The organism is Streptomyces sp. NPDC008238 (assembly GCF_042956445.1).
Classification (GTDB): Bacteria; Actinomycetota; Actinomycetes; order Streptomycetales; family Streptomycetaceae; genus Actinacidiphila.
The window spans coordinates 18,679-36,477 of the sequence record NZ_JBIBGK010000033.1 but is presented as its reverse complement, the minus strand read 5'-3'; the positions used below and the strand labels follow the sequence as shown (position 1 = coordinate 36,477).

10 protein-coding genes and 1 pseudogene are annotated in these 17,799 nt (G+C 69.8%); 4 read left to right on the top strand and 7 right to left on the bottom strand.

Going from position 1 to position 17,799, the window contains the following annotated elements; genetic code table 11:
- Positions 1–2: 2 nt before the first annotated feature.
- A complete protein-coding gene (locus ACFZAU_RS37020; RefSeq protein ID WP_500555838.1) occupies positions 3–263 on the bottom strand; it encodes a hypothetical protein in 261 nt (86 codons plus the stop codon).
- Between ACFZAU_RS37020 and ACFZAU_RS37015 the strand changes: the two genes are divergently transcribed.
- Genes ACFZAU_RS37015 through ACFZAU_RS37005 form a run of 3 tightly spaced genes read left to right on the top strand, consistent with a single transcriptional unit; the run spans position 251 to position 2,542 of the window.
- Positions 251–1,765 carry a DEAD/DEAH box helicase gene (locus ACFZAU_RS37015; RefSeq protein WP_500555837.1) on the top strand — a complete coding sequence of 505 codons (1,515 nt, stop codon included), beginning with the start codon at positions 251–253 and terminating at the stop codon, positions 1,763–1,765. The two genes, ACFZAU_RS37020 and ACFZAU_RS37015, sit on opposite strands and share 13 nt — an antisense overlap.
- A gap of 45 nt (positions 1,766–1,810) precedes the next feature.
- On the top strand, positions 1,811–2,215 hold the full coding sequence (locus ACFZAU_RS37010; protein WP_500555836.1) for a CBS domain-containing protein: 405 nt from the start codon (positions 1,811–1,813) through the stop codon (positions 2,213–2,215).
- Positions 2,216–2,260: 45 nt separating this feature from the next.
- A complete protein-coding gene (locus ACFZAU_RS37005; protein ID WP_500555835.1) occupies positions 2,261–2,542 on the top strand; it encodes an SCO5918 family protein in 282 nt (93 codons plus the stop codon).
- A gap of 677 nt (positions 2,543–3,219) precedes the next feature.
- Here the strand turns inward: ACFZAU_RS37005 and ACFZAU_RS37000 are convergent.
- Positions 3,220–8,862 carry a GH92 family glycosyl hydrolase gene (locus tag ACFZAU_RS37000; protein WP_500555834.1) on the bottom strand — a complete coding sequence of 1,881 codons (5,643 nt, stop codon included), beginning with the start codon at positions 8,860–8,862 and terminating at the stop codon, positions 3,220–3,222.
- A 735-nt stretch (positions 8,863–9,597) separates the two neighbouring features.
- Here ACFZAU_RS37000 and ACFZAU_RS36995 point away from each other — a divergent pair.
- A complete protein-coding gene (locus ACFZAU_RS36995; protein ID WP_500555833.1) occupies positions 9,598–11,700 on the top strand; it encodes a restriction endonuclease in 2,103 nt (700 codons plus the stop codon).
- Positions 11,701–12,156: 456 nt separating this feature from the next.
- Here ACFZAU_RS36995 and ACFZAU_RS36990 read toward each other — a convergent pair whose 3' ends face one another.
- The 5 genes and pseudogenes from ACFZAU_RS36990 to ACFZAU_RS36970 all read right to left on the bottom strand — a co-directional run bounded on the left by ACFZAU_RS36990 (position 12,157) and on the right by ACFZAU_RS36970 (position 17,746).
- A complete protein-coding gene (locus ACFZAU_RS36990; RefSeq protein ID WP_500555832.1) occupies positions 12,157–13,392 on the bottom strand; it encodes a hypothetical protein in 1,236 nt (411 codons plus the stop codon).
- A 900-nt stretch (positions 13,393–14,292) separates the two neighbouring features.
- Positions 14,293–15,456: an ATP-grasp peptide maturase system methyltransferase gene (tgmC, locus tag ACFZAU_RS36985; protein WP_500555831.1), complete on the bottom strand. Its 1,164-nt coding sequence runs from the start codon at positions 15,454–15,456 to the stop codon at positions 14,293–14,295.
- 5 nt (positions 15,457–15,461) lie between these two features.
- Positions 15,462–16,383: pseudogene (gene tgmB, locus ACFZAU_RS36980) on the bottom strand (ATP-grasp ribosomal peptide maturase); the annotation flags it as partial.
- A gap of 42 nt (positions 16,384–16,425) precedes the next feature.
- Entirely contained in the window at positions 16,426–16,668 is a 243-nt protein-coding gene (tgmA, locus tag ACFZAU_RS36975) for a putative ATP-grasp-modified RiPP (RefSeq protein WP_500555830.1), read from the bottom strand.
- 208 nt (positions 16,669–16,876) lie between these two features.
- Positions 16,877–17,746: a hypothetical protein gene (locus ACFZAU_RS36970; protein ID WP_500555829.1), complete on the bottom strand. Its 870-nt coding sequence runs from the start codon at positions 17,744–17,746 to the stop codon at positions 16,877–16,879.
- Positions 17,747–17,799 lie beyond the last annotated feature (53 nt).

The following is a 17,799-nucleotide window of genomic DNA, read 5'->3' as shown; positions in this document are numbered from 1 at the left end:
GGTCACTTCCCCAGTGTCTTCGCTGGTGGACCGACCGCACCGTCGACGCGTGCCTCTTCGAAGCTGGACCCGTCGACGTCCTTGAATGTTACGCCACGCGATACCAGCCATCTATCGCCTGCACCCCGCACCGGATTCACCGCAGACCAGATTCTCTTCTGCATTCCATTCGGCTCGTTCTTGTGATTACCCGCGCCGCTCTTCTGCTGCGGGAGTTCCTTGATACGTGCCGTATCAAGGAAGGTTTTGAATGAACCCAGCACGTACGAATGATCGCTCCTCCCGCACCCGACGCCGCACCGGCGGCACCGATTCCGGTTCCGCCGCTGGTCCGGTACGGGGCAGCCGCTTCGGTTCATCCGCCCCAAAGCGTTCCGGAGGCCCGGGCCGTCCGGGCTGCCACGGCCGCCGGGCCGCTGCGGTCCAGGGCGAGTTCGCCCTGCCTAGGACGATCACTCCGGTGCTGCCCGCAGTACAGGCGTTCGCCGACCTCGACTTGCCCAGGGAGCTGCTGGCCGCGCTGACTGCCGAAGGGGTGAGCGTTCCGTTCCCGATCCAGGGCGCGACGCTGCCGAACACCCTCGCGGGCCGCGATGTCCTCGGTCGCGGGCGCACCGGCTCCGGTAAGACCCTCGCCTTCGGCCTGGCCCTGCTGGCCCGCACTGCCGGACAGCGCGCCGAACCCCGTCAGCCGCTTGCGCTGATCCTTGTGCCGACACGTGAGCTGGCGCAGCAGGTGACCGATGCACTCACCCCGTACGCCCGCTCGGTGAAGCTGCGCCTGGCCACCGTCGTCGGCGGGATGTCGATCGGCAAGCAGGCGGGTGCGCTGCGTGGTGGGACGGAAGTCGTCGTGGCCACCCCCGGACGCCTCAAGGACCTCATCGACCGCGGCGACTGCCGGCTGAACCAGGTGGCCATCACCGTCCTCGACGAGGCCGACCAGATGGCCGACATGGGCTTCATGCCGCAGGTCACCGCACTGCTGGACCAGGTACGTCCCGAGGGTCAGCGGATGCTGTTCTCCGCGACCTTGGACCGCAACGTCGACCTCCTGGTCCGCCGCTACCTCACTGACCCCGTCGTCCACTCCGTCGACCCGTCCGCAGGTGCGGTCACTACGATGGAACACCACCTTCTGCATGTGCACGGCGAAGACAAGCATCGGATCACGACGGAGATCGCGGCGCGCGAGGGCCGGGTGATCATGTTCCTGGACACCAAGCACGCCGTGGACCGGCTGACCCAGGACCTCCTCGACAGCGGCGTACGGGCGGCCGCCCTGCACGGCGGGAAGTCACAGCCGCAGCGCACCCGCACCCTTGCCCAGTTCAAGTCCGGGCACGTCACTGTGCTGGTCGCCACGAACGTCGCGGCACGCGGCATCCACGTCGACGCCCTCGACCTCGTCGTCAACGTGGACCCGCCGGCCGACCACAAGGACTATCTCCACCGCGGCGGGCGTACGGCCCGCGCGGGCGAGTCCGGCAGCGTCGTCACCCTGGTCACCCCCAACCAGCGCCGCGCCATCACCCGCCTCATGGCTGCCGCCGGCATCGTGCCCCAGACCACCCAGGTCCGCTCCGGCGATGAAGCCCTCAACCGGATCACCGGCGCCCGGACCCCCTCCGGCGTCCCCGTCACGATCACGGCTCTGGTGCCCGAGCGGCGTAAGCGCAGCGCAGTCTCTCGCAGTCGACGCAGCCCCGCTTCGGCTGCACGGCGCCTGCGCGTGCGGCAGTCCGCCTTTAACGCGGCGGCCTGAGCACCGGTGATCAGGAAGCTGACCCATCTCTGCAGGAGGCACCTTTTGACGCTGGTCCAGATGCAGCACCGCGCAGCTAATACCACTCGCGGGCACAAGACAGTGGTTGAGGCCATGGACACCGCCGGACCGCAGGTCTGGGACGACATGACCGTCGAGGTGGCCCTGTCCGTCATGGCCAGTGCCCGCGTCGGGCACCTGCTCATCTGCGACGACGACGGGCTGTGTACCGCACTGGTCACCCAGGCCCAGCTCACCGCCGTTCGTGACAGCTCCGCCTACACGGACCAGGTCCAGCTGCGCGACATCCTCGGCGATCGTAGGCCGTCCGCCTTGTCGGTGACCACGATGGCCGAAGCGGAGGACGTCAGGCGCCACAGTCGGCTCGATGCCCTGCCTGTCGTCGGCGAACAGGGCAGCGACCTTGGTGTCCTGGCCTTTGTGCGGTGAACCGCCCGCCGCGGGCCGTTTCCCTACTTCTCCCTGTGAGGCATCATGCGCTGTGTCATCGCCCAATTCCCGTTTGAGCTCACCCGGAGCGGCGTCCTGGAAGCCATGAAGGGCGTCAAGCCTGAGCAGGTCACCGGCGAGTCCGTCACCATCGGCCGCCGCACCTACCCCGTCAAGCAGGTCGGCCAGGTCATCACACGCCAAGACCGGCGCGATTTCAGCGCCGGCGAAGTCCTCCGGGCCATGACCCGGCTCGGCTTCACCTGCCGCGGCCTTTCCCGGACCGCCGATCCCGCGCGGGCCCTCGAAGCAGCGCTCATCGGCTGACCCGCCATCACCGGGTTCGTTGCTGCGGTACGGACGGATGGTGACGATGCACCGCTAGGGCCGGTTGCGGGACGACTGTGTCGGTCACGGCGTTCTCGGAGGACGACGCTGCCGGGCCGGGCCGGGCGCCGGGTGCCGCCGGCGACGGCGGCGTGTGTGGCACGAGCGTCCCGCTCCGTGGACCCGGGACCGTCGGCCGCTTGTGGAGGTGGGGCCGGGGTGTGATCCGTGGGTCGTCTTGTGGAGCGGGGTCGCCGCCGTAGGCGTCCAGCCACTGCACCGGCGATCGCCACGGCGATCTCCTCGGGGCTCCCCATGTGCGATCTCTCGTGTTTGTGGCAGCGGTGGTGAGACTCCGCCCACCCCGACCGGAGGTCGTCTCAGTGTTCCCTGCACGGGTACTTGCCGGTGCCCCGTTGGCTCTGGTGATTCTCGCCCTGTCCGAAGGCCGCGGCCGCCCCGTCGGGCGGCTTGCCCAGCGCTGCCGGGGCGGCGCCGAGAAGGGGCTCTGGGCTCCTTGTGGCCCCCGGACGCGGCCCAGGCCGCCGGCCGTGCCCGCGATGCCCGTGCGCCGCGCCCGCGGGGCAGCACGGAAAAGCGCCGATGGGCGGGGCCGTGATCAATGCCCCGCCCACCGGCGGCTTTGACTGGTTCAGCTCAGTCCAACTCAGTTCGGGTCAGTTTCGGTCGGTGACCTCGAAGTGCAGCCGAACATGGGTCGCCGAATCGGCGCCGGCCAGCGTGACACCGGTCGGACCCGGCTTGGCCGCCCCCGGAACGCTGATGGTTGCGCCGTGGATCACACCGTCGGCGTTCGCGTGCACGGTGATGAAGGCGAGACCGTCACCGAAGCCGATCCTCACGGCCTCGTTCGGCGCGAACCCGCTGGCGTTGACGACGATCGCCGTGGCGCGCGGCCCCGACGTCGTCGACAACAGCACGTCCGGTCGGTACGTCCGCGCCTCCGGTTCATCGGTCACCCGGACGGTGGCCGTCGCCGGAGTCCGCGAGGACGTGCCGGCCGCGGTGATGGCGTACCGGCCGGGCTGCGCGTCATCGGACGCCGCCACGGACGCGTGGACCGCACCCGTCGCAGAGGCCTCGACCGTCACGCTGCGCGCCGGGCTGGTGCCCAGCTTGACGGTCACGCGCTCGCCGGCGGCGAACCCGCTGCCGTTGACGGTGATCGCGTCACCGGCCTCGACGGTGGTGGATGCCGACGCCGAGATCGACGGCTGCAGCGCCGCCTTCCCCACGGTCACGGTGAACGTCTCGGTCCTGCTGGACAGCGTGTCCCACGTGGTGACGTGCACGGTGTACGTGCCCCGCTGCACGTACGTGTGCTCTCCGCTGATCGCACCGGACGCGTCGACCGTGGCGTCGGACGGAACCGTGCCGTCACCCCACTGGACGCGGGCCTGGTAACCCGTCGTGCCGGGAACGCCGCCGGTCACCGAACCGAGGTCCGCCGCGAGGGCCTTCCCCGGAGTGGCGGTCCGGTCCTTGGGAGTGGTGGTCACCAGCGCGGGCGCCGGCGTGCCGTCGTGGGCGACGGCGAACACGTGGATCCGGCCGGCGGAACCGGCGTCGCCGGTCTGCTTGGGCAGGGTCACCGACACCAGCGTCTTGTCCGCCGGGATCTGGAACGGCGTGGTGGCGAACAGGAACGGCTGGGCGCTGTCCCGGCTCGTGCCGAGCAGTCGGTAGGCGGACTTGGCGACGACGATGTTGCCGAAGGACGGCGTGCCGTCGGCGTTGCCGCCCAGCGTCCAGTCGCTCATCTGGATCGGGACGGTGCCGGTGCTGCCGTCGCTGAACGTCGCCGTGCCGGTGGTGTTCTGGTTGCCCTGCGTGCCGGCGCCGATGAACGAGATGCTCTTCGCGTCGGCCGGCAGGTTGAGCACGAGCGTGCTCCCGTTGCCCGTCGCGTTGTCCGGCTGGCCCGCCGGGGTCTCCGGCAGCGTGAAGTGCAGCGACGTGCCGGGCACGTCGTGCTGCTGGCCCTGGGTCACGCCGGCCGCCTTGAGAGCGGCACGCGAGTACGCCCAGGACTTGCTGTCGCAGTTCGCGGCGAGCGCGCCCTCGTCCCCGATGCAGACGGTGTCGAATGCGGCGGTGAGGCTGGAGCTCGGCGCGTACGCCACGTCGGCCCCGACCGTGCCTGAGCCCTGGACGGTGCCGTCGGTCACCGTGACGTTCGCCTGGTAGTAGCCCGGCTTGGCGTAGGTGTGCGTACCGCTGACGCTGTACACGCCCCGCGAGCTCAGAGCCGTGGTGCCCGTGGTGACCGGCGAGCCGTCACCCCAGTCGACCGTGGCCTGGTAGCCGCTCGCGGTGCCCCCGGTGACGGTGGCCAGGGGTGCCGAGACCGCGACGCCGGACGTCGCGTGCAGCCCGCTGCTCACGCCGGCGACCGTGAGGTCGCCGCCACCGAGCTGGACGTCGCCGCCCGCGAGCAGTTCGACCTCGGCGAGGCTGGTCTGCGCGGCGCCGGCGGTCTCCTTCACGACCAGGCGGAACCGTGCGAACTTCCCCGGATTGCCGATCTTGAACGCCCGGGTCTGGTTGCGCGACGGGAACACCTCGCGGTGACGCGAGTCGAGTGTGGTCCAGGTGATCCCGTCGTTGGAGGCCTGCAGCTTCCAGTCCGTCGGGTCGCCCGCACCCGCACCGGAGGTGAGGGTGTAGTACGACGGCCTCTGCTTGCTGCCGCGGTAGACCCAGTCGATCTGGGGCTCGTCGGTGGCGAAGGTCATCTGCGTGGTCGACGAGTCGTCGAACAGCTTCGACGCGTCCTGCCCGTCGCTGGTGGTCGCGGTGCCGAGGCCCGGACCCGTGGTGTCCTGCAAGGGCTTGGGCACGTCTGTGCCCTTGGTCAGCGACGGCGGCGCGTCCTTCTTGCCGGTGCCCCAGGACGACGGCTGCGAGCCCATCGCGAAGTCGATCGTGCCGCCGTGGACGAGGTCGGCCGAGTCGACGGACACTGCGCGCTGGGTCTTGCCGTTGACCTTCACACCCTGCACGTAGACGTTCTTGGTGCTGTTGTCCGGCGCGTTGACAACGATGTCGCCGCTCGTGCGGTGGACGGTCATCTTGGTGAACTGCGGCGAGCCGATGGCCCAGTTGGAGGAGCCGGCCTGCAGCGGGTAGATGCCCAGCGAGCTGAGGATGTACCACGACGACATCTCGCCGTTGTCCTCGTCACCCGGGTAGCCCTGGCCGATCTCGTCGCCGACATAGAGGCGCTGCAGGATCTCCCGCACGATCGCCTGTGTCTTGGACGGCGCACCGGCGTAGTCGTACATGTACGGGATGTGGTGCGAGGGCTGGTTGCTCATGCCGAGCTGACCCAGGCGCACCGCCTGCGCCTCGAGCATCTCGTGGATCGTGCCGTTGTACCCACCGGGGTGGTCGGCGTTCTCCGGAGTGGAGAAGAACTGGTCGAGCTTCTGCTCCAGCTGCTTCTGACCGCCGTAGAGGTTGGCCAGGCCCTGGCCGTCCTGCTGCGCGGTGAACGCGAAGTTCCAGCCGTTCGTCTCGGTGTAGGCGCCGCCCCAGTCGAGCGGGTTGCCGGTGAGGAACGTGCCGTTGGCCTGGCGTCCCTCGAAGAACTTGCTGTCCTTGTCGAAGAGGTTGACGTAGTTGCGGGCCCGCTGGAGGAAGTACTCCGACTCCTCCTTGATCCGCTTGCGGTCGTCCTTCGGCACCGACTTGTCGTCGGCCAGGGCCGCGCCCATGTTGCCGATGCCGTAGTCGTTGATGAAGCCTTCCAGCGCCCACGACACGGACTCGCCGGTGGAGGTGGGCGTGTAGCCCAGGAACAGCCCGTTCTCGATGCCCTTGCGGCCGACCTCACTGCGTCCGGACGCGACGGTGGCGTCCTTGACCGCCGCCTCGTACGCGCCGAGCGGGTCGGGCACGTCGACACCGTTGAGGTAGGCCTCGGCCAGTGCCACGTTGGCGCTGGTGCCGGTCATGAGGTCGGCGTAGCCGGGTGAGGACCAGCGGGCTATCCACCCGCCGTCGCGGTACTGCTGGACGAAGCCGTCGGCGATCTTGGCCGCGACGTCCGGGTACAGCAGCGAGTACGCGGGCCACACGGTGCGGTAGGTGTCCCAGAACCCGTTGTTGACGTAGATCTGGCCGTCCACGACCTTGGCGCTGGTCTGCGTGGCGGTCGACGTGCCGGTCGGTGCTGACACCGGGCTCGCGTACTGCCAGCGCGGCGCGGCGGCGGTGCCGGTGTTCTCCGACTGCGAGTTCGGGTACAGGTTCAGCCGGTAGAGGTTCGAGTAGAGCGTGACCTTCTGCGTCTCGTTCGCGCCCTGCACCTCGATCCGGCCGAGCCGGTCCTTCCACGCCGCGGTGGCCGCGTCGTGGATCCGGTCGAAGCTCTGCCCGGTGACCTCCAGGCCGAGGTTCTTGCCCGCCTGGCCGACCGAGAGGAACGAGGTCGCGATCCGCAGCGTCACCTGCCGGCTCGCGGAGGTGTCGAAGGTGGCGGAAGTGGCGGAGGTCGCCGTCGGCGCCCGGTCGAAGGTGCCGGACACGAACATCCGGCTGCGACCGGCCGACAGGCCGCTTCCGTTGTCCACCCAGCCGGTGAAGGTGCCGTCCGTGCCGATGGTGAACGTGCCGTTGTAGAAGACCAGGCTTCCGGTGGCCTGCCCGGACGGGAAGGTGAACTGCATGATGCCACCGTGGTCGGTGGGCGACATCTGCGCCTTCAGGCCGTTCTGCGTGGTGACCTGGTAGAAGTCCGGCCGCGCGATCTCGTCGTCGTGGCTGAAGGCGAGTGCGCGTCCGCTGGGCGCTCCGGTGAGCGAGCCCTCGGCCGGCACCGGCATGACCGACATCTGGTTGCGGTCACCCATCCACGGGCTGGGCTCGTGCGAGATCGCGAGTCCCTGCAGCGTCGGCAGGTTGGCCGCGTTGTTGCCCGCCTGGTAGTCGTACTCCCAGGAGTTGGACGCGGCGTTGGTGACCGGCGTGAAGAAGTTGAAGCCGTTCGGCATCGCCGAGATCGGCAGGTTGTTTCCGCGCGAGAACCCGCCGGACGCGTTGGTGCCGCGCCGGGTGTCGACGAAGTTGGTCAGGCTGGAGCCGTCCACCGGCGTCGGGGTGCCCGACACGGTGACAGCGTCGAGCCAGCCCTGGAAACGCGTCGCGGCGGTGGCCTTGGGGTCGTCGTAGGAGAGCAGGATGCGGTCGATCGTCTTGCCGCCTGCGACCGCCCCGATCTCGGACTGCACCGCGTTCCACTGGTCGGCGTAGAGCACCTTCGACGCACCCTGCCCGGCCGCGGTGAGCGCGTAGCCGTGCTGGTCGACGGGCGAGAGGCCGCTCAGGTAGGTGCCGTCGGTGAAGTGCAGGTCGACGGCCGCGTAGGTGGACGGGTACTGGGTGTCCTTGGCCGTGAACTCGGGGAAGATCTTGTACGACAGCCGGGTCTTGGGCCCGACCGGGATGTCGACGTCGAAGAGCTTGTTGGTCGCGTACGAGCGGCCGTCGGCCCGCGCGCCGCCCGAGTACCGCAGCGAGGCCACGCCGGAGAACCCGGCCCCCGGCTTCATGTTGTAGCCGCTGACCGGTCCCGCGCCTGCGACACTGACCATCGGGGTGGCGGGCGGCAGGACGTTCGAGCCGTCGCTGATGTTCCAGTCCGCGAGCTGGAGGATCGAATCACCGGAGTTCGCCGTGACGTTCAGCCGGTAGTACGCGTAGGCCGTCGTGTTGCTGAAGCTGTAGGTGTTGGTGGCGAACCGCCCGCTGAAGCTCACACCCGTCCGCGTGTCCAGGTCGGTCCACGCGCTGCCGTCGTTCGACCCCTGAACGGTGAAGTCCTTGGGGTCGCGGCCCGCCGCGTCGTTCGCGGAGGTCAGCGAGTACTTCACCACCGCCGCGGGCTTGGCCAGCCGGTACGTCACCCAGCCGGTTTTGGCGAACGCGAGCCATTTGGTTGACGGATTGGCGTCCTTGACGTTGGAGGCGATTTCCCCGGGCGGGTTGTCGGCGCTGGCGGTCACCTCGCTGACCTGGTCGAGCAGGCTGCCGGGCAGTCCGGTGGAGCTCGATCCGCTCAGGTTCTCCTGGACCGGCTTGCCGCTGCCGTTGACCTCGACGGTGCTCGCCGCGGCCTGCGGGTCGGCCGACTCGAAGGAAGAGCTGAAGTTGCCGGGCGGCGGCGTCGCGGCACCCACCGAGGGTGCGACGACCAGCAGCCCCACGGGCAACGACAGGGCTATCGCCGCGCCGGCCCATCTTCGCAAGGACAAGTGGCGGGCAGAGGGGGAAGGCGACACGGAGGGACCTTTCGTCATTGGAGGTCGGGAGCATCACGTCGGGGCTTGCCGCGGCTCGGTCCTGGACGGCGCCAGGAGGCGCTTCGACCCGGAGGACAGTTCAGAACAGGTCAGTACGAAGCGGTGCCACGACTGTCGACGCGGGGCGGCGGCAACCGCCCCGGCCCCATACATGAGTTGGGGCGGGGGTCCTGGATCACGCGGAAGCTCCGTAAGGGGATGGGGGACTCGTAAAGGGGCACACCTGCCGTAGATCGCGGTTAGCGTGTTCCTTTCCAGACAACGTTGTCAAGAGTGGAGCGCGTAACCCCCGTGAAATAGCCCGTTCTCCTTCCCGGCTCGTCTGTCCGGCCGTGACCGGACGGGCGAACCGGGGCCCGCGATCGGCCCGCACCCAACCGCCGTCTCCGATCAGGTACTTCGCGGGAGGCTGCGCTGTGACGGGCGGAGGAGGACCGGGCGGCTCGCGCCTGCGGGAGCATCGGCGCATCTTCCTTGACCAGGAGTTACACCGAACGTTCCACACTCCCGCGCGACATCCGTTGCGCTCAGACCCGCTGCGTGTGCCGGGGGTGCCTGGGGTGGGCGCGCGCGGGGTGCGCTGGGGGTCGGCTGGTGCTGGTGGTGGGATCTTGTGTTGAGGGGTGGGTGACTGGCTGGTTACGGATTAGAGTTGTGTGGTTGTTGCTGGTCGGGGGGCCGGCGTAGGGGTGGGGTGGGACAAGGGTGTCCCTCGGGAGGGCCGGTTGCGTCATGAGTCGTCGCTCGGGTGGGTTGATCGGGATCTGGGCTGAGGCGCAGCGTCAGCAGCAGCGGCAGGTGGAGGCCCAGCAGCGGGCCCGGGTGCAGCAGTTGCGCAGTGCGGAGCGGCAGCAGCGGACGTATGAGCGTGATCTGGCGCGGAGCCGGCGGGAGCAGCAGGCGGCGTATCGGCAGCACCGTGAGGCCGATGCGCAGCGGCGTACGCGCGAGCTGGAAGCCCGCGTCGAGGAGTTGCGGACGTTGCTGCCGGCCGGATGCCGTACGCCGGCGTTCCGGCTGGATGCTTTGGCGCGCTCCGAGCAGCTCGAGCCGTTCGAACCCGGTCAACTGGGCTACTCGGTGGCGATGCCCGACCCGAATCAGTACCAGGCAGCGCAGGGCGGCTGGACGGCGAACCGGCGGGCTCAGGCCCAGCAGGAAGCGCGGGAGCGCTTCGAGCGTGACTGGCATGCCGCCCAGACTGCCGAAGCACAGCGCCTGCAGCAGCTGGCGGCGTACCGGCAGCAGTACGATCAGTGGGCGGCGGGTCAGCTGGCGGAGATCCGCGGCCACAACGCCGGCATCACGCAGCTGGCCGGCGCCGTTCGCCAAGGCGACCCCGAGGCGGCAGTGGAATACTTCTCGGCCGCCCTGTATGCCTCGGCCGGCTGGCCGGAAGGCCTGCCGCGCCGGCTGACCGCCGCCTACGACGCACCGGCGCGGCAGCTGGTGGTGAACTGGGAGCTGCCGAAGTACGACATCGTCCCCGAGGCGAAGCTGGTGCGGTACATGCCCGGCGCGGACCAGGACAAGGAGACCGCCCGTCCGGTAGCCCAGCGGCGGGAGCTGTACCGCGATGTGCTCGCCCAGTGTGTCCTGCTGGCGCTGCGGGAGCTGTTCGCCGCCGACGAGTTCGGGGCGTTGGACTCGATCGCGCTGAACGGCTTCGTCGACGACCACGACCCGGCGACCGGCCTGCGTACGGAAGTCTTTGTGGCGACGGTGATGGCCACCCGCACCTCGTTCGCGCCGCTGAACCTGGAACAGGTCAGCGCCGTGGACTGCCTGACCGGCGGGCTGCGCGGACAGCTGTCGGCCCGCCCGGACCAGCGCACCGCGATACGGCCGCACCGGCTGCCGGGCGACGTGGGTGGGACCGGCGTGATCAGCCACGGAGGCCAGGAAGAGCCGGATCTGTACGAGATGGACCCGATCGCCTTCGAGTCGCTGGTGGCAGACCTGTTCCGCGCCATGGGCATGGATGCGGTGACGACCCAGCGCTCGGGCGACGGCGGCGTGGACGTGCAGGCCGAGGACCCGGCCCCGATCCGCGGCGGGAAGATCGTCGTGCAGGTCAAGCGCTACCGGAACACGGTGCCGCCCAGCGCGGTGCGAGATCTGTACGGCACCGTGCAGGACGCCGGCGCCAACAAGGGCGTCCTCGTCACCACCTCCGGGTTCGGCCCCGGCTCGCACACCTTCGCCAACGGAAAACCGCTGGAACTGATCGCGGGCACCGAACTGGTGGACCTCCTGCACCGCCACGGTCTGAGCGGCAGGCTCGGCGACACCCAGGCCGGCGTCCCGCAGCAACGGCCTGCCCCCGACGAGACCGACGCCGGCCCCGCGCACGAGGACAACGTGCTCGGCATGGCGTGGTCAGGCAGCGTCGCCCTGGACGTGTGCGCCCTGGTGTGCCAGGGATCCCGGGTGCTCAGCGACGACCACTTCGTCTTCTTCAACAACCCCCGGACCCCGGAGGGAAGCGTACGGTCGGTGACCGCCTTCGCACCGGACAAGGCCGCCCTCCGCGTCGCCTTCGAGGCGCTGCCCGAGAGGGCGGACCGGCTCGTTCTGGCCGCGGCCGTCGACCCCGTCACCAACCCCGGGGCAGACCTTTCCGGATTCACCGACGCCTTCATCCGGCTCCTGGGCCCCTCGGGTGAGGAACTCGGCCGCCTGGAGGTCTCCGACGGCCGCCCCGGCGAAACAGCCCTGGTCCTCGGCTCCTTCCGCCGCCGCGCCAGTGGCGACTGGGACTTCGTCATCGGAGGCAAGGGATACCCCGGCGGCCTGGAAGCCCTGGTACAGGAGCACGGCATCGAGGTGTCCTGACATCCGGCACCGTGCGCGCCCGGTCGGGCACCCGTGCGGGCGCGGTGTGCACCCGCACCCCGCGGGGGAGATGCCCACGCCGCGCCACGCGCTCGGCCTCTGCGACCTGGAGCACCGGTTCTCGTTGGGTTGCGTACTGGGGTGTAGGGGTGGGTCCTGGGATGCGCAATGGCGGGGTAGCCGGGGGCCGCGTCGTGGTTGCGCAAGGCCGACCCTGTTGGCGGCGTTGCGCAAGTGGCTCGGGTGCACCGTGCGCATGTGCGCCTTGGCGGCGACGTAGCAGGTCCTGTTCGAGGTCGGGCCGCGGCGCTGCGCCAGCAGTCGGGAGTCTTCGTACGAGTGTTGCTGGTCTTTGGCGAGGCCTGGATTGGTGTCGGTGCTGCGTATTGCTGGCCATCTGCGCCCGTGGGTCCAAGGGCGCCGGCCGTGGGCGCGGGTGCGGGGGCTGTGGCTGGTTCATGGTTTTGGTTGCCTGCGGCAGGGGCATTTGCGGGCGCGCCCGTCGGGGTCGGTGGTCCAGCCGTGGTCGCATTCTCCGCAGTGGGTGGGATGTCCGCGCCGTGTGTCGGGTTGTGGGCTTGTGGGGGGTGTCCAGTGTTGGAGGTGGCGGTTCAGGTCGTACCAGGTGGGTTTGCGGGCCATGGCGGTGGCTGCCTGGGTGAGGAGTTGTTCGGGGATTCCGGTGGTGAGGAGTGCGGCGGCTGTGTGGGCGATGCGGCCTGGGGCGAGGGTGGGGACGGGGTGGCCGTGGTGGTGGCGGGCGGTGGTCCAGGCGTCGGCGATCCGGGCGGCAGCGGCTGCTCGTGGGCCGTCTGGCGTGGATCGGGCCGGCGCGGGCACGCCGGTGCCGGCGTTGCTTGGGGTGTTGCTGGTGGGGCGCGGAGGTGGTGGCGTCGCGGTCGGAGGTGCCTGTCCGGGTGGGGTGGGCAGTGGTGCTTGTCCGGTTGGGGTGGTGGTCTCTCTCTTCGGCGTCTGGGCGGGCTGCGCCGTGTGATCGGCAGTGATGGGCGGACAGGAGAGAGAGGAGTTTTTTCCGTCTTGCTTGTGGAGTCTTAGTTCTTTAGCCGACGGGTTTCCGGCGGTCGGCTGTCCGGCGGCCGGTTCGCCGATCGTCGGCTCGCCGACTGCCGGTTGACCGACTGTCGGGAACCCGTCACTCGGTCTGGCCTGCGCGTCTTCGGTGTTCTCGCCGGCTGTGCCGGAGGAAGGGGGGCCTGGTGTGACCGGGTGGGGGACAGGCTGCGCGGCCGAGGAGTCCGCGGGGGCTGGTTGTGGCGGCATCGGCTCGAGCGGGGCGGTGGCCGGGGTTTGGTGGTTGCGGGGGTCGAGCCAGGCCGGCTCGACGCGCACGGCTCGTGTCCCGGCGACCTGGGCCAGGAGGTGGTGGATGTCTTCGCGTCGGTGGGGGAGGCCGGCGACGGAGAATTCGGTGCGCCAGGTGCCGTCGGTGGCGTTCTGGTTTTTGAGTTTGACGATGTAGCCGCAGGCGACGAGGTTCCGCATGGCGTTGGTGAGGGCTTGGCGGCCGGGTTTGCGGGTGTGGGCGAGGGCGGCGATGGTGAAGTCCGCGCCGTCGGGCACGCGCAGGGCCATGGTGAGCAGTCCGATGTCCAGGACGCTCAGGCGTTGGTCGTCGACGGCGCGGTTGTCGACGGCGACGAACCGGGGTGGCCGGGTGGCTAGCTTCCTCACTGGCCGTCACCTGCCCTGACAGGTGTGGCCGCACCGGCATGAGCACCGTCCGCACCCGGCGGGAGGAGTGGCCGTCCGGCGCCGGCAGGGCGCAGGTGCCGGTCCCGCGCAGACCGGTCACACACCGGCCAGCTATGGGTCGTCCCGTGTCGATGGGGTGTGGGCTTGTGGCTCGCGGCGCGGGCGGCCTTCGTGCCGGGGCTTAATGCTTGTCGCCCGGGGCGCTTTGGCTTCCTTGGGTGCGGGCCGGGCATGACGGGCCCTGTGGTGCCGGGTTCGGGGTCGATGGCAGGCGGATGCTCAGGTGTGGTCATGTGGGCTCCTGGGCTGGTGGATGTGGGTGTTGGCATCCATCAAGCCCGGTGGCACTCACCGATTTGCTCACCGAAAAGGGGGGTGAAAGATCACGATCCGGCATCACTTGCAGGTGGTGAGTGCCTCGAGGTCACCGGTGAGGTGCGAGGGTCTACTCACCATCGCAGGTCGCGCAGCGGTGACTTGTGGGACATCACCGCCATACGGCCTGGCCTGTGACCTTGAATCTGACGCTATGACCGGCGGTCGGCGAGCGATTGCTGTCGGCACTGAAGTAGGGCACCGGCATGGGATCAACCCCGCGGGAGCGGGAGCTCCCGTAGTTGTCCGCCAGACTGTCTCTAGACCAGGCAGCCGGGTGAGTGCGGTGACGAGCACGCTGTGGCACGTGTGCGCTGGTCATCGCTTACGGGCAGGAACCGGCTTTCTGCCCGATCACGTACGCCTGCGACGGGGTTCTCGATCTTGACGTCGACCGGCGTGCTGGAATGCGACCAGTCGTAGGTCGTGGTCCACCTCTTTGCCAGAAGGGGGGATCTCTATCGGGCCGCCTTCGCCTGCGCGGGAAGGACGGCGGGCGCTCTGTCAGCGCCCGGCTGGCCTTCTCCTGCGTGTCCGATGATCTGTCGAACTATGGGTATCCCACTCCACCTGCTGGAGCCCGTCGGACGCCACGGCCACCCGGAACTTCTCCAGCCCGGGAGCGCCGTCATGGCGCCACTGCACGATGTGCTCCTCGATGTCGTTCCACAGCCGAGAGGGGCCACCCTGACGGACTCGCCACTCATCGCCGACCTGGCGCAGCAGGGCCCACGCGCCGGCCTCGCTATCCAGCAGCAGGTGTTCCCGCTCGTTGAGCACGAGGCGCTGGGCCCGAGGTGCTGCGATCTGCGCGACGAACCGGGCCGTCCAGTCGTCCAGGACGTCGGATCCGACGACGGCCTCCCGCTCGTAGCCGGCGCGGGTGTCCGGCAGCATCCCCATCGCCGGCGGGACGTGGGGGCGGGCGAGCATGAACGACACCTGCCCGCCGAGCAGCCGGCCGGATGCCGTGCCGTCCTCGTGGACGGTGAGACGGGCCAGCTCGGAGGAGCCCATCCAGCCGCAGAGTGTGGCGAGGATCTGGCCACCGGGCCGGGTCTGCGCGATCCACGCCGTGGGGATGGTGCGCACACCGCACGTGGTGATGATCCGGTCATACGGCGCGTTGTCCGGGTGTCCGGCCAGGCCGTCGGCGGTCACCAGGGAGGGGACGTGCCCGGCCTCGGCGAGGGCCGTTGCCGCCCTGGCCGCCACGTTCGGGTCGACCTCCACGGAGGTGACCATGTCGTCCCCGAGGCGCTGGCACAGCAGCGCGGTGGAGTACCCGGTGCCGGTGCCGATCTCCAGGACGCGCATGCCGTCCTCGACGTCCAGGTCCTCCAGCATGCGCAGTACCAGACCCGGGAGCGTGCTGGAGCTGGTCGGCTCGCGGAGGATCTGACCACGGACGTCGCCGGGCGCGATGGTCCCGGCGATCTGCGTGACCAGCGACTCGTTGACGTAACAGGCCGGCAGCCAGGCGGGGTCCTCCGGCATCACCGGCTCCCACGCTGTCGGCGCCGAGCCCGGGACCTGGCGGAAGAAGCCACCCCGCAGGAACTCGTGGCGGGGCGTGGCCGCCGCCGCGTCCCGCCACTGAGGGGAGCGGATGACACCCTGCCCCGTGAGGCGGTCGAGCAGCTGCTCACGCAAGGCGTGTTCGGGCATGAGGCCTTCCGTTCCAGTAGATCGGCCATGGCTGCCACCATCGGCAGCCCGGTCTCGGGCTCCATCCAGGCCCACTGGCCGGAGGGGTTGCACTCCAGGAACCACCATGCCCCGTCCCGGCCCACCGCGAAGTCGAATGCGCCGAAGACCAGGCCGAAGTGGTCCAGGTACCGGCGCAGCGCCGCGGAGATGCCCGGGGGCGGCTGCACCACGGTGTAGGTGAGGCGGCTGTAGTCGGTGCGCCAGTCCAGCAGGTCGCAGTCGATGCGCACGCAGAAGATGCGGTCGCCGATGACGGTCACGCGGACGTCTGCGACCTTATCCACGCGCTGCTGGAACAGGTGGACGGTGCCGGCCACTCGCTCGTCGATGTCGTCGGCGGTGACCTCGTCCACCTTCACCGCGCACGCCTTGCCGTCGACCTCGTACAGCGGCGTCGACAGCGGCTTGTAGATCACCGGGCCGTGGCGCTGGACGAAGGCCCGTGCGGCGTCCGGCTCGGAGGTGAACAAGGTGGGAGGGATGCTGAACCCTGCTGCCACCGCGGCGGCGAGCCCTGAGGGCTTGCTCGGCGTCCCCGATGCGGTGCGGGTGGTTGACGTACAGGCAGCCCGGCAGGGACGCCAGGACCCCGCCGAGGCCGTAGCGGGCCTGTGTGACGGCGAACCGGGCGGTCTGCGCGTCGAGGTGAGGGAAGACGAACCCGGACGGGCGCCGGTAGTACACCGACCGGACCCGTGTCAGGTCCGCGGTGCGGGTGGGCGTGGCCAGGGTGCCGGCGATCCCGTCGTGGGTGATGGTGGCCGCAACGGACAAGGTGGCGGGGAAGTCCCCGGAGTCGAACCGCACGACCGGGAGATCCCGGTAGTGCAATTCGCTGATCACCAGGTCCGTTGTGGGGTCGTCAAGGTTGGTGACGACCAGCACCGGACCGGCGGTCACTGGTCCGCGTCACTACCGGTGTCGGAATCACCGGAACCGGCGGCCGTCCGGGCTGGTGGCGGTGGAGGGCTGGGTACCGGTGCTCGTGCCGTGCCCCGGCATCTCCACGATGCCGCCGCTGGCGTTGTAGAACCGGGTGGTCTGCGACGCCGGGTCCAGCTCGGCGCGCGAGTAGGCGGGCGCGGGGGCGCCCGGATAGGGCGCCATCCGGCTAACGCCGAATGGCGGCGGGGTGGGCAGGCCCGAGGGCAGCGGGGTTCCGGTGGGCATGCGATCGGCGTGGCTGAACATGTCGTGGTCCTCCATTGGTTGCGGATCTGATGGGCCCCGCCGCGCGCTCCGGGTGATGATCCGGGCAGGCTCGCCGGTGCGCGCGGCGGGGTGGTGCACGGCCCGGTCCTTCTTCGGTGGGCGGGCCGTTTGCTCCCGGTCGGGGGTGCCGGGGGCGTCCTCCCCGTGAGGGGGAGGAGTCGGGGTGTCAGATCGTTTTAGGTTTGGTGTCGGGTGCGTTGATGGCGCTCGGAGGCCTGTCGTGTTGGGCGCTGGTGACTTGTGCCCAGAGCAGGGGGAGAGCGGCGCTGTTGCCGAGGATCCAGACCAGGCCGAGTACGCCGATCCGGTGGGGTAACGGCCGGGCGGCCGGGCGTACAGCGGGGGACAGCACGGAGGTTGCGGCGGGTTCCGGGGACATGAGACTTCCTTCGGGTATCGGGGGCAGCGTGGGGACGTACGGGCGCTCGAGCGCGGCCGCTGTGGCACGCTGCGCCACCAGGCCGGTGACCACGCAGGGCTGGCATTTGGCCCTGGCTGTAGCGGTGTCGGCGGCGTAGACGGTGACAAAGGGGGTCACCGGCAGCTCGGTGGACCCGCACAGCAGGCACGCTCCGGTCGTCCAGGGGCGGGCGTCGAGCAGTGCGTGTTCGGCGCTGGTTAGGGCGATGAGCATGCGGACCGCATCTGCAAGGTCGCTCAACTCAGCCCGAAGGCCTGTGGCGCTGCGTGCCCGGTCCGGTTCACTTGCTGCGTCAGTGGTGCGGCGTTGCTTCAGTGCGTGCTGCTCATCGAAGTTCGGTATCTTCGAGTTCCCACCAGCCGCGAGCCCCAGCATCGTCGGATAGGTGAGTAAGGCCTCCGTGTGGTCTGCGGCAGCGACTCGGGCCAAGGGGAGTTGTCGGCGCCCGGACTCAGGCGGGGCGGGGGAGTCGCAGTTGGCGTACTCGCCGACGGCATTCAAGCCGCGAAGTTGGGCGTGGGGGCGGAGCTCCTCGACGATCCGGTAGACGTTGCCGCATCGCGTCGTGAAAGCCTGAGGCAGCTTTCTGCTGGACTCGTTGATCTGGCTGGTCATCGGCTGGACTTCGGCGGGGAGGAGGACGGGCCGAAACCCTGCCGATTACGATG